The organism is Sinomonas flava, assembly GCF_039531875.1.
GTDB lineage: Bacteria > Actinomycetota > Actinomycetes > Actinomycetales > Micrococcaceae > Sinomonas > Sinomonas flava.
The window spans coordinates 22,559-34,273 of record NZ_BAAAQW010000011.1 but is presented as its reverse complement, the minus strand read 5'-3'; the positions used below and the strand labels follow the sequence as shown (position 1 = coordinate 34,273).

General features: G+C 71.5%; 11 protein-coding genes. 8 read left to right on the top strand and 3 right to left on the bottom strand.

Features of this window, described 5'->3' with window-relative positions; all coding sequences use genetic code 11:
* Positions 1–9: 9 nt before the first annotated feature.
* Both ABD298_RS15980 and ABD298_RS15975 read right to left on the bottom strand, forming a co-directional pair.
* On the bottom strand, positions 10–987 hold the full coding sequence (locus ABD298_RS15980) for a LacI family DNA-binding transcriptional regulator (protein ID WP_344300771.1): 978 nt from the start codon (positions 985–987) through the stop codon (positions 10–12).
* Positions 988–1,094: 107 nt separating this feature from the next.
* A complete protein-coding gene (locus ABD298_RS15975; RefSeq protein WP_344300770.1) occupies positions 1,095–1,877 on the bottom strand; it encodes an IclR family transcriptional regulator in 783 nt (260 codons plus the stop codon).
* A gap of 220 nt (positions 1,878–2,097) precedes the next feature.
* Between ABD298_RS15975 and ABD298_RS15970 the strand changes: the two genes are divergently transcribed.
* The 7 genes from ABD298_RS15970 (at position 2,098) to ABD298_RS15940 (ending at position 9,694) form a co-directional block, all read left to right on the top strand.
* On the top strand, positions 2,098–3,426 hold the full coding sequence (locus ABD298_RS15970; protein WP_344300768.1) for an MFS transporter: 1,329 nt from the start codon (positions 2,098–2,100) through the stop codon (positions 3,424–3,426).
* Complete coding sequence (locus ABD298_RS15965; protein WP_344300767.1) at positions 3,423–4,667, top strand: CaiB/BaiF CoA transferase family protein; 1,245 nt, start codon at positions 3,423–3,425, stop codon at positions 4,665–4,667. The genes ABD298_RS15970 and ABD298_RS15965 overlap by 4 nt, the downstream gene beginning before the upstream one ends.
* Positions 4,664–5,437, top strand: coding sequence for an enoyl-CoA hydratase/isomerase family protein (locus tag ABD298_RS15960; RefSeq protein WP_344300766.1), 774 nt, complete (start codon positions 4,664–4,666; stop codon positions 5,435–5,437). The genes ABD298_RS15965 and ABD298_RS15960 overlap by 4 nt, the downstream gene beginning before the upstream one ends.
* Before the next feature lie 132 nt (positions 5,438–5,569).
* Entirely contained in the window at positions 5,570–5,914 is a 345-nt protein-coding gene (locus ABD298_RS15955; protein WP_344300765.1) for a thioredoxin family protein, read from the top strand.
* A gap of 103 nt (positions 5,915–6,017) precedes the next feature.
* Positions 6,018–6,809 (top strand): IclR family transcriptional regulator, encoded by a 792-nt coding sequence (locus ABD298_RS15950; protein ID WP_344300764.1) that lies wholly within the window; start codon positions 6,018–6,020, stop codon positions 6,807–6,809.
* A gap of 33 nt (positions 6,810–6,842) precedes the next feature.
* On the top strand, positions 6,843–7,763 hold the full coding sequence (locus ABD298_RS15945; protein ID WP_344300763.1) for a shikimate dehydrogenase: 921 nt from the start codon (positions 6,843–6,845) through the stop codon (positions 7,761–7,763).
* The gene (locus ABD298_RS15940; RefSeq protein WP_344300762.1) at positions 7,763–9,694 is read left to right on the top strand and encodes a bifunctional sugar phosphate isomerase/epimerase/4-hydroxyphenylpyruvate dioxygenase family protein; all 1,932 of its coding nucleotides are present in this window, start codon (positions 7,763–7,765) and stop codon (positions 9,692–9,694) included. Before ABD298_RS15945 ends, ABD298_RS15940 begins: the two co-directional genes overlap by 1 nt.
* Here the strand turns inward: ABD298_RS15940 and ABD298_RS15935 are convergent.
* Entirely contained in the window at positions 9,685–10,074 is a 390-nt protein-coding gene (locus ABD298_RS15935; protein ID WP_344300761.1) for a MerR family transcriptional regulator, read from the bottom strand. The genes ABD298_RS15940 and ABD298_RS15935 overlap by 10 nt on opposite strands.
* Positions 10,075–10,254: 180 nt before the next feature.
* On the opposite strand from ABD298_RS15935, the gene merA reads away from it, so the two are divergent.
* Positions 10,255–11,697 carry a mercury(II) reductase gene (gene merA / locus ABD298_RS15930; protein ID WP_344300760.1) on the top strand — a complete coding sequence of 481 codons (1,443 nt, stop codon included), beginning with the start codon at positions 10,255–10,257 and terminating at the stop codon, positions 11,695–11,697.
* Positions 11,698–11,715: the final 18 nt, after the last annotated feature.

Below are 11,715 nucleotides of genomic sequence, written 5' to 3'. Positions count from 1 at the left end.
GGTGGCCGGTCAGCCGAGCTGGGCCGGCGCGGGGCCAGTGCTGCCGCGGACCACGAGGTCCCCGGACAGGTGGACGGTGCTCGCCGGGCGGTCGGGGTCGCCGATCCGCTCGGTGAGCATGCGGAGGGCGACGGCGCCGCCCCGCTCGTACGGCGTGGTCACCGTGGTGAGGGTTGGCCGGGAGGCCGAGGCCAGCCAGATGTCGTCGAAGCCGACGACGCTGACTTCCTTGCCGACCTCGACGCCGCGGTCGATGAGCCGGTTCATGCACCCGAAGGCCATGAGGTCGTTGTGCGCGATCACTGCCGTGACCGGTTCTGCGAGGACGAGGTCCGCGCCCCGGACGCCGGCAGCGTAGGTCGGCTCTGCGTGGGTGAGCACGCGGAGCGTGACGCCGAGGTGGTCGGCCGCTTCCTCCGCGGCCGCCAGGCGGACGCGGGACGAGTAGTTGTCCTCCCGGCTCGCGAGGTAGGCGATTGCCCGGTGGCCGAGGGCCGCGAGGTGTTCGATCGCCTGCCGCGCACCCTCGGGCGCCGAGAGGATCACCGAGGGGAGGCCCTCGGTGACGTGGTTGATGAGCACGACGGGCGCGACGGCGTCGAGCGCGCGGAGGCGCCCGGCGTCGAGCCTCGGGGCGAAGACGATGGCCCCGTCGACGCGCCCGATGACGCGCTCGAGCTCCTCGGCGTCCGCCTCCGGGTCGTCCTCGCCGTCGACGACGATCAGCGAGAGCGACTGCCGCTGGCAGGCAGCCTGGATGGACTTCACGAGCGGGGGGTAGTAGGGGTTCGCGATGTCCGGGATGAACAGCGCGATGGTTCCGGTGGTCTCGGCCTTGGCGGGGGCGGGCCGGTAGCCCAGGTCCGCCGCCACGGCCAGGATGCGCTCGCGGGTCTCGGCGTTGACCGAGTCGGGACGGGTGAACGAGCGGGACACGGTGGACTTGGAGACGCCGGCGGCCTGCGCGATGTCGGCGATCGTCGCCATGCGAACCTCCTCGTTCGGTCACCTTCAGCTGTGGTCGCTGTCACAGCGACCTTCTAAGAGTGACACCATTTCTGCAACGCGTCAACGTGTTGCAGAAACATGATGCATCAGTGCATCTCTGGGGAGCGGTAGCCGATGGCCTCGCTCGCCTCGCGGGCGGCCCGGGCTACCGCGGGACCGAGCCACTCGACGTCGTCCGGACCGATGCGCTGGAGAGGGAAGCCGACGCCGAGCACTGCGGCCAGATCGCCGAGGTGGTCGTAGACGGGGGCGCTGATCGAGCCGACGTCGCTGTTGCGCTCGCCGAACGCGGCGAAGAAGCCCTGCGAGCGGGCCAGCTCGACCTGCGCGTCCAGCTGCTCCCACGTGCCCGGGGTGTTCTCGGTGAACCGGGTCAGCTCGCTCGCCTCGATGGCCGCCCGCGCCTCCGGGTCGAAGGCGAGGAAGATCTTCCCCGGCGCGCCGGCGTGGATCGGCATCACCTGGCCCACGTAGAACGGGCGGATGACGACGTGCCGGGTCTCGGCGACGGCGACGACCGTGCGGTGGGCGCCGTCGCGCACGTAGAGGCATGCCGTCTCCCCGGTCTCGTCCCGGAGCGCGTGGAGGATGGGCCGGACGGCCCGCACGATGTCCAGCCCGATGGTCCCGGGCGCCGACCACTGCACGAAGCGGATCCCGATCCGGTACCGGTCCCCGTCCCTGTCCAGGAAGCCCTCGCGCACCATGTTCTGGACGAGCCGCTGGCACGTGCTCGCCGGCAGGCCGGTCCTGCGGATGATCTGCTGCAGGGTCGGCTCCGGGTCCTCGAGGGAGAAGCACTTGAGGATCGCGGCGACCTTGACGAGCACGAGGAGCGGCGCGGACGCCGCGCCCGGTTCCTTGGCCATCGGTTCGGGCCTCCTTGCGAAAAACCGTTGACAGCTGGTTTTCGAAATCCGGATTATGGGTACCGGAATCAGCATACGGGTTTGCGCTACCACGACGACGTGGGGGCTGCCGACGGCAACCGCCACCCTCGACCCTGCGACGAGCAGCGGCCTTCTATCCGCATCGAGCACCCACATTTCAGGGCCCGCCAGGCCCCGCATCATGCCACTGGAGGTAGTGATGAGTGCACCAGCAGTAACCCGAGAACAGGCCGTACGGCGCGCCACCTACGCGAGCGTCGTCGGCACCACGATCGAGTGGTACGACTTCTTCCTCTACGGCACGGCGGCCGCGCTGGTCTTCCCGCAGCTGTTCTTCCCCGGCGGCGACAACTTCGCCGGCGTCATCGCTGCCTTCGGCACCCAGTTCGTCGGCTTCGTGGCCCGGCCCGTGGGCGCGGCGATCTTCGGGCACTACGGCGACCGGATCGGGCGCAAGACCACGCTCATGGTCACGCTGTTCCTCATGGCCTTCGGCACGGTGCTCATCGGTGTGCTGCCCACCTACCAGGCCATCGGCGTCTGGGCCCCGATCATCCTGACGGTGCTGCGTGTCATCCAGGGCATCGGCGTGGGCGGTGAGTGGGGCGGTTCGGTCCTCATCGCGATGGAATGGGGCCAGCAGCACCGCCGCGGTCTCTCCGCCAGCTGGCCGCAGATGGGCGTGCCGCTCGGCCTGGTGCTCTCGACCGGCCTCGTCCGCCTTACCTCGGGGGTGACGGGCAGCGACTTCATCACGTATGGCTGGCGCATCCCGTTCCTGCTGAGCATCGTCCTCGTCGGCGTCGGCCTCTTCGTGCGGCTGCGGGTCGTCGAGAGCCCGGAGTTCGAGGCGGTCCGCAAGGCGGACAAGGTCGTGCAGGTGCCCCTGATGGAGGCCTTCCGCCGCCAGCCCAAGGAGATCCTCCTCTCCGCCTTTGTCCGGGCCTCGGAGCAGGCTCCGTTCTACATCTTCATCACCTTTGTCATCACGTACGCGACGAAGCAGTTGAAGACCAGCAGCGACGCGATCCTCGTCGACACCCTGATCGCCGCCGCGCTCGGGCTCATCAGCATCCCTGTCTTCGGCATACTGTCCGACCGCTTCGGCCGGAAGCTCGTCTACGGCATCGGAATCGTGGCCACTGCGCTCTACGCGTTCCCGTACTTCGGCCTGCTCAACACACGCGATGCCCTGCTGATGGGCGTCGCGGTGGTGGTCAGCCTGATCTTCCACGACGTCCAGTACGGGCCCCAGGCCGCACTCATCGCCGAGAGCTTCGACGCGGACATCCGGTACACCGGCGCTGGCATGGGTTACCAGCTCGCGAGCGTGATCGCGGGCGGCCCCGCGCCGCTCATCGCGGCCGCGCTCCTCCAGGAGACCGGCGGGTCCACCGCGATTTCGATCTACATCATCATCTGCGCGGCCGTGGCCATGGTGGCCCTCCTGCTCCTCCCCAAGCGGAGCACCGCGGCGCCCGGGTCGACCGAGAGCCGGACCCACCGCGGCCGGGTGCGCCACGCATGACCCTGCGCGGCACCTCCGTCCGCCCCGACGCCGCTTCTGGGGGCGGCGTCGTGGCGGACGGCCCTCTGAGGGACCTCGTGGTGCTCGACCTGAGCCGCATCCTCTCCGGTCCGTTCGCCACGATGACCCTCGCCGACCTCGGCGCGGACGTGATCAAGGTCGAGCAGCCGGGGCAGGGCGACGACACTCGGCAGTGGGGGCCGCCGTTCCACGGCGGGCAGGCGGCGTACTACCTGTCGGTGAACAGGAACAAGAGGAGCCTCGCGGTGGACCTGAAGTCGCCCGAGGGGCTCGACGCCGTGCGACGGCTCGCGCGGGAGGCCGACGTCGTGGTCGAGAACTTCCGCCCGGGCACCGCCGCCCGGCTCGGGCTCGGCTACGAGGAGCTCGCCGCCGGGAACCCCGGGCTCGTGTACGCCTCGATCAGCGGGTACGGACAGACGGGGCCCGACGCCGGCCGGGCCGGCTACGACGCGATCGCGCAGGCCCGGAGCGGGATCATGAGCGTCACCGGGGAGCCGGACGGTCCGCCCGTGCGGGTGGGGATCAGCAGCGCCGACCTCATTGCGGGGACGTGGGCCGTGATCGGGATCCTCGCGGCCCTGCACGAGAAGGAGCGCACCGGGCACGGCCAGTGGGTGGACATCAGCCTGCTCGACGGCTCGGTCGCGTGGCTCACCTACGTGGCCAGCGGGTACTTCGCGAGCGGCGAGACGCCCCGGCGCTATGGCTCGGCCCACCCGACGATTGCCCCGTACCAGGCGTTCCCGACGGCGGACGGCCACCTCATGCTCGCCGTGGGCAACGACGGGCTGTGGCGGCGCTTCGCCGAGGCGGTGGGCCGGCCGGACCTCGCCGGGGATCCCCGGTTCGCCACGAACCCTCTGCGCGTGGAGCACCGCGGCGAGCTCATCCCGCTCCTCGAGGAGGTCCTCGCCGCCGAGACCACCGGCACGTGGGTGGAGAGGCTCGACGCCGCGGGGGTGCCCGCCGGGCCGATCCAGACGGTGCCGGAGGCGCTCTCCGACCCGCAGGTCCTGGCCCGCGGCATGGTCGCCGAGCTTGACCACCCGGCCGGCGCTCTGCGGACGCTGGCCTGCCCCATCCGGCTCACGCGCACGCCGCCCTCCGTCCGCACCCCGCCGCCCGGCCTGGGCGAGCACAGCGACGCGGTCCTCGCCGCGGCCGGCTACAGCCGCTCGGACATCGAGCGGCTCCGCGCCGCCGGGACGGTGGGGTGACGGGGCCTGCCGTGGAGGCCGCGGGCGGGGTGAGGGTCGACGACGACGGCTCGGTCGCCGTCGTCAGCTTCGGCACCGGGGAGCGCCTCAACGCGCTCCGGTCCGGGCAGTGGGACGAGCTCGGGGAGGCCGCGACCGCGCTCGCTGGGCGCAGCACGCTGCGCGCGGTCGTCTTCCGCGGGCGCGGCGGCGTCTTCAGCTCCGGATCGGACCTGCGGGAGTGGGATGGGGCGAGCTCCGCGGAGGTCGACCGCAGCTTCTGGCGCCTCGAGGCGGCGCTGCGGGCCATCGAGGACCTCCCCATGCCCACGCTGGCGGTCGTCGAGGGGGTGGCGGCAGGAGGGGGCTGCCAGCTCGCCCTCGCCTGCGACGTCCAGCTCGCCGACGCCGCCGCCCACCTTGGCATGCCGATCTCGCGGCTCGGGATCCTCGTGCCCGCGTCGTTCGCGACCCGCATGTCGCTGCGTATCGGGCCCTCGCGGACCAAGGACCTCCTCTACGGAGGACGCATGCTCTCCGCCGAGGAGGCACTGCGGATCGGCCTCGTCACCACGGTGGCCCACGAGGGTGCTCTGGACGACGAGCTGGAGAGGCTCCTCGCGAGGTGGCGCCCGCTCTCGCCGGCGTCGCTGCGGGCGGCGAAGGCCGCCGTCGACCGCGGGCTGGACCCGCTCGTGGCCCCTGTCCGCCGCGAGCCGCCGCGCCCCGCGGCCGATCCCCAGGAGTTCCCTGGCCGGCTCGCCGCATTCCTGCGGCGCCGGAAGGCGTAGGCCCGGGCCCCCCCCGCGCCCCCAACCCGACCACTGGGCGCCCCGATTGATCTCGGCGTGTGCGACATCTAAAATTGAGAAACAGGATTTTGGAGAGGCAGCTCCCAGGGCTTGGCAGGAGGAGGGGTCGAGATGATGTTTCCGCCGAGGATCGAGGTCCTCTACATCGAGGACTGCCCGCAATGGCAGGCGGCCCTTCATCTCGCCCGCTCCGCTGCCCGCTTGGCGGGGGCGGCGGAGGTGGACGTGTTCGCCATCGAGGTCCGCAGCCGCCAGCAGGCCCTTCGCCTGGGCTTCGCCGGCTCGCCCACCATCCTGGTCGGCGGCAGGGACCCCTTCCCCGGCGTGCGGACGGGGCGGCCGGCCTGCCGCGTCTTCCAGACGCCGCGCGGGCCCGCCCCGCTGCCGGATGGCGGGCAGCTCACCGACGCCATCCGCGCCGCGCTCGCCGGGCAGCCCTTCACCCAGAGCGCGTGACGCGCGGCCGGGGCGAAGCGGCCATACCAGGGCCGAAGGCCGGGCCAATTCCCACATCTCGGTGATCGTTGCCACAATGTGAGAATTGTGGCACCATCGGAACATGACCCCGCTCACCCCCGACGAGCCAGCGCCGAAGCCTGGCAAGACCGACATGGTCGGCAAGGCGCTGAGCCTCCTCGTCATGCTCGGAGACGCTCCAGGCGCTACGACGGCAGCGGACCTCTCCCGCCGCGCGGACCTGCCCTTCAGCACCGCCTACCGGCTGCTGCAGTCGCTCCAGCGCGCGGGCTTCGTGGACTTCGAGCCGGAGGGGAAGAAGTACAGCCTTGGCCTGCGCGTGTTCCAGCTTGGCCTCTACGTCGCCAACAGCCTCGGCTTCGCGGGCACGGCGAATCCTGTGCTGACCCGCCTCACCGAGAAGACCCAGGAGGCGAGCATCCTCGCGGTCCGCGACGACGACAGGTTCCTCACCGTCGCGAAGGTTGACGGCCCCAAGGCGTTCCGCGTCACGAGCGACCCCGGCTACCGCGGCCACCTGCACTGCTCCGCCGTCGGCAAGGCCCTCGTCGCGTTCGCCGCTCCCGAGGACAGCGAGCACCTCGTCGAGAGCCTCGAGCTCGCGCCGGTCGCGCCGAAGTCCATCACCGACCGGGGCGCGTTCCGCGCCGAGATCGACCGCATCCGCAGCCAGGGCTACGCGCTCATGGACGAGGAGAACGAGGTGGGCATGCGCGCCGTCGCCGTCCCCGTCCTGGACGAGGCGGGCCGCGCCTTCGCAGCCATCGCCTGCTCCGCCCCGACCGTCCGCATGGGCATCGACGATCTCGTCGACCAGCTGCCCGCGCTCCACGAGGCCGCCGAGGAACTCGCGGCGCGCCTGCCCCGCCACTAGACCCCACGACGGGCAACCGCCCGAAAGGAAACCATGAGCCTCACCACGGAGTCGTACCTGATCGGCCTCATCGGGGACGGTGTCACGCCGTCCCTCACCCCCTCGCTCCACGAGCGCGAGGGCGCCGAGCACGGCCTCCTCTACCTCTACCGGCCCATCGACATCGCCGCCCTCGGCCTCGCCCCCGAGTCCGTGGGGGAGCTCGTGCGCGCCGCCCGGAACCTCGGCTTCAACGGGCTCAACATCACGCACCCGTGCAAGCAGCTCGTGATCGAGCACCTGGACGAGGTCGACCCGGACGCGAGCCGCCTCGGCGCCGTCAACACCGTGGTCATCGGCGCCGACGGCCGCACCGTGGGCCACAACACCGACATGTCCGGCTTCCTCTCCGCCTTCCGTGCCGGGCTGCCCGACGCGGCGCTCGGCAGGGTCCTCCAGCTCGGCGCGGGCGGGGCCGGCTCCGCGGTCGCCTACGCGCTGCTCACCGCCGGGGTCGAGCATCTGGTGATCGTCGACGTCGACCGCTCCCGCGCCGAGGGCCGCGCCACCGAGCTCGCCGCGCTCTTCCCCGCCGCGTCCGTCGAGGCGCGCACGACGGCGGAGCTCGCCTCGCTGCTGGAGGCCGCGGACGGCGTCGTGCACTGCACGCCGGTGGGGATGGCGGCGCATCCGGGAACCCCCTTCGACACGTCGCTGCTGACCCCGCGCCACTGGGTCGCGGACATCGTCTACCGGCCGATCGAGACGCAGCTGGTCCGCGAGGCGCGCGCCGCCGGCTGCCGCGTGCTGGACGGCGGCCGCATGGCCGTGGGCCAGGCCGTCGACGCCTTCCGCATCTTCACGGGCCTCGAGCCCGACGCCGAGCGCATGCGCGCACACTTCCTCGAGCTGATTGCGGCGGAGCAGCGCGCCGAAGCCGAGACGGCGGGCGCGACGACGGCGGGTGCCCGCTGATGCGCACCGGGATCGCCACCGTCTGCCTGTCCGGGACCCTCGAGGAGAAGCTGCGCGCAGCGGCGAAGGCCGGGTTCGGCGGCGTCGAGATCTTCGAGACGGACCTCGTGACCTCGTCCCTGAGCCCCGAGGACGTGAGGCTGCTCGCGGAGGACCTGGGCCTCGGCCTCGACCTCTACCAGCCGTTCCGCGACCTCGACTCCGTACCCGAGGAGCTGTACCGCGCGAACCTCCGCCGCGCCGAGGCGAAGTTCGGGCTCATGGGCCGCCTCGGGATCGAGACGATCCTGGTGTGCTCCAACGTGGGCACCGCGAGCATCGACGACGATGCGCTGCGGACCGAGCAGCTCCACGGCCTCGCCGAGCTCGCCGCGGACCACGGCGTCAAGGTCGCCTACGAGGCCCTCGCGTGGGGCACCTACGTCAACGACTACGAGCATGCCTGGCGCCTCGTCGCCGATGCCGACCACCCCAGCCTCGGGACGTGCCTGGACACGTTCCACATCCTCTCGCGCGGCTGGGACACCGAGCCCATCGAGAAGATCCCGGGGGAGAAGATCTTCTTCGTCCAGGTCGCCGACGCGCCCAAGCTCTCCATGGACGTCCTCAACTGGAGCCGCCACTACCGCGTCTTCCCCGGCGAGGGCCAGTTCGACCTGCCCAAGTTCCTCGGCCACGTGGCACACACGGGCTACAACGGCCCGGTCTCGCTCGAGGTCTTCAACGACACGTTCCGGCAGGCCGACGTGGAGCGCACCGCCGTGGACGCGATGCGCTCGCTCATCTGGCTCGAGGAGCGCACGGCCCAGCACGTGGCGGCCCAGCGCGTCGCCGCGGAGCACGACGGCGCCCTGGCCGCCCCCGCGGCGAAGCCCGCGATGCCCCTGCGCACGCTCCCCGAGGTCGCGCCGCCGTCGGGCATGAACTTCGCCGAGGTCACCGCCGAGGACACGCACCCCCTCGAGCGGCTCCTCGCCCAGCTGGGGTTCGCCTCCCAGGGCGAGCACCGCACCAAGCCCGTCTCGCTCTGGACGCTGGGGGACGCGCGGATCGTCCTGAACCGCCAGCAGGCCCGCGGTGTCGCCCCCGGGATCTCCGCGCTGGCCTTCGACGTGGACGACGCCGTCAAGGCCGTCGCGCGCGCCTCCCAGCTCAAGGCCGTCCCCGTCGCGCGCGCCTCCCAGGCCGGCGAGGAAATCCTCCAGGCCGTCCGCGCCCCCGACGGCACCGAGGTGTTCCTGTGCCAGGACGCCCGCTGGACCCGCGAGTTCGGCGGCGGGGAAGGCGAGGCGGCGCACGACGGCGACCGCTCGCCGTCGTCCGTCGGCTCCGGCGCGCGCGGTGGCCGGGCGAGGATCGACCACATCAACCTCGCCCAGCCGTGGCAGCACTACGACGAGGCCGTCCTGTTCTACTCCTCGACGCTCGCCCTGACGCCGCAGCCCTCGCAGGACGTCTCGAGCCCGAGCGGGCTCGTGCGCTCGCAGGTCATGCAGACCCCGCTCGCGGACGGGGGCCGGGCGGTCCGCCTCGCGCTGAACCTGGCCCCGTGGGTGCGGGCGGACTCGGTGCGCGGGACTGTCTTCGACACGTTCGCCGAGCACATCGCGATCGAGGTCCCGGACCTGATCGCGCACGCCCAGGCCTGCCGCCGCCGCGGCCTGCCGTTCCTGCCCATCCCGGACAACTACTACGAGGACCTCGACGCCCGGTTCGAGCTGCCCCCGGGCAAGCTCGCAGCACTGCGCGAGTTCGACCTCCTCTATGACCGCGACGAGCACGGCGAATTCCTGCACTTCTACACGGCCACGGTGGGCAGCGTGTTCTTCGAGGTCGTGCAGCGGATCGACGGGTATGACGGTTTCGGCGCCCCCAATGCGCCCGTGCGGCACGCGGTCCAGCACGCGGCGCAGCACCGGGGTCAGAGGTAGCTGCAGATCTCCCCGAGCCGGCACTGCTCGGGGCGGACCCCGGCCATGCGCTCCTGCCCCGCAAGGATGGAGGCACGGACCTCGGCCAGATGGGCGAGCTGTGCCTCCACCTCGGACAGCCTCCGGGCGAGGAGTTCGCTCACGTGGGCACAGGGGGCGTCCCCGGACTCGCTGACATCGATGATGTCCTTGACCTGTTCCAGGCTCAGGCCAGCCTCGCGGCTGCGCCGGATGAAGTCCAGCCGCCGCAGCGCGCCCTCGTCGAAGTCCCTGTACCCATTTGCCGACCGTCGCGTGGGCGGCAGGAGTCCTCGTCCCTCATAGAAGCGGAGGGCTTTGGCCGTCATTCCGGCCGCCGCCGCGGCCTCTCTGATCCGCATGTGCGGCCTCCTCATGTCCGAACCTGTCGTCGTGGCTGCCCCGCCAGCTCTGGCTGCCCCGGCGGTCCCTTGCGAGAACGTCGTGCGCCCCGTCACCATTCCGATTCCGGACGCTGGTGGGAAACAGCATCCGCGGACCCTCTTGACCTTCCCCGTGGGGGCAGCTTTGAGACTTGCTGCATGGCAGAAGCGGACGACGTCTACGACCTCATCATCATCGGCTCGGGGGGAGGCGGATTCGCCGCCGCGATCCGGGCGAGCGGGCTGGGGAAGCGCGTCGCGATGGTCGAGCGTTCGACCGTGGGCGGCACGTGCGTCAACGCCGGCTGCATCCCCTCGAAGGCCCTCCTCGCCGCCGCGGAGGCACGGCACACCGCCGTCACGGCGTCGTCCCGCTTCCCGGGCATCGCCGCACAGGCAGGCCGTGTGGACATGCCGGCGCTCATGGCTGGCAAAGCGGACCTCGTGGAACGGATGCGCTCCGAGAAGTACCTCGACCTCATCGACGACTACGGGTGGGACCTGGTCCGCGGGACCGCAGCGTTCTCCGGCACGCCCGATCGGCCGCTCCTGGAGGTCACCGATGCCAACGGCGGGAGGCGGAGACTCGCGGCTGAGCACTTCCTCGTCGCGACCGGCTCGGAGCCGTGGGCGCCCGAGGTGCCGGGGCTGGAACAGATCCCCTACCTGACGTCCACGACTGCCATGGACTTGGAGGTCGTCCCGGATTCCCTCCTCCTGGTCGGCGGCGGGTATACGGCCGTGGAGATGGCGCAGCTCTTCGCCCGCCTCGGATCGTCCGTGACGCTCCTCGTCCGGTCCCGGCTGCTCTCGCAGGAAGAGCCCGAGGTTTCCCTCGCCCTCTCGGCGGTGTTCAAGGACGAGGGCATCGAGGTGCTGCGCCGGGCCGCCCTCACCTCGGTGACGAGGGACCCGGGCACGGGCGAGGTGGTGGCAGCGGCGCAGGTCGCGGGCATTGATCGGGAACTGCGTGCAGAGAAGCTTTTCATGGCCACGGGCCGCCGGCCCGTCACCGACGGCCTCGCGTTCGAGTCGGTAGGTGTGGAGACAGGCTCGCATGGCGAGGTCCTCGTCGATGCCGGACTTCGGACCAGCAATCCCCGCATCTGGGCCGCGGGAGACGTTACGGGCAACCGGGAGTTCGTCTATGTTGCCGCCGCCCACGGGGCCATCGTCGTCGACAATGCGTTTTCCGACGCGGCCCGCACGGTGGACTACCGACACCTTCCTCGCGTCGCCTTCACGAGCCCGGCGGTCGCTGCAGTCGGTCTCACCGACCGGCAGGCCACCGGGGAAGGAACACCGTGCCGCTGCAGGGTCCTGCCGCTCGAGTTCGTTCCCCGCGCGCTCGTGAGCCGTGACACGCGGGGCTTCGTCAAGATCGTGGCCGACGACGACACCGGGCGGATCCTGGGGCTCACGGCGGTGGGGCAGGACGCTGGAGACCTCGCGGCCGCCGGGGTGTACATCCTCGAAGCGGGCATGACCGTCGAGCAGGTGGCGGGCATGTGGGCGCCTTACCTCACCATGGCCGAGGGGATCAAGATCGCTGCCCAGTCCTACAGCACGGACGTGAGCAGGCTGTCCTGCTGCGCGGTCTGACGGATGCCCCGCTTCCAT

Excerpts from the sequence above, each read along its gene's own strand:
- ABD298_RS15935 (WP_344300761.1), bottom strand. The coding sequence starts at position 10,074 with ATGCGGATCAGAGAGGCCGCGGCGGCGGCCGGAATGACGGCCAAAGCC.
- ABD298_RS15950 (WP_344300764.1), top strand. The coding sequence starts at position 6,018 with ATGACCCCGCTCACCCCCGACGAGCCAGCGCCGAAGCCTGGCAAGACC.
- ABD298_RS15945 (WP_344300763.1), top strand. The coding sequence starts at position 6,843 with ATGAGCCTCACCACGGAGTCGTACCTGATCGGCCTCATCGGGGACGGT.
- ABD298_RS15970 (WP_344300768.1), top strand. The coding sequence starts at position 2,098 with ATGAGTGCACCAGCAGTAACCCGAGAACAGGCCGTACGGCGCGCCACC.
- ABD298_RS15980 (WP_344300771.1), bottom strand. The coding sequence starts at position 987 with ATGGCGACGATCGCCGACATCGCGCAGGCCGCCGGCGTCTCCAAGTCC.
- ABD298_RS15940 (WP_344300762.1), top strand. The coding sequence starts at position 7,763 with ATGCGCACCGGGATCGCCACCGTCTGCCTGTCCGGGACCCTCGAGGAG.
- ABD298_RS15955 (WP_344300765.1), top strand. The coding sequence starts at position 5,570 with ATGATGTTTCCGCCGAGGATCGAGGTCCTCTACATCGAGGACTGCCCG.
- ABD298_RS15965 (WP_344300767.1), top strand. The coding sequence starts at position 3,423 with ATGACCCTGCGCGGCACCTCCGTCCGCCCCGACGCCGCTTCTGGGGGC.
- ABD298_RS15975 (WP_344300770.1), bottom strand. The coding sequence starts at position 1,877 with ATGGCCAAGGAACCGGGCGCGGCGTCCGCGCCGCTCCTCGTGCTCGTC.
- merA (WP_344300760.1), top strand. The coding sequence starts at position 10,255 with ATGGCAGAAGCGGACGACGTCTACGACCTCATCATCATCGGCTCGGGG.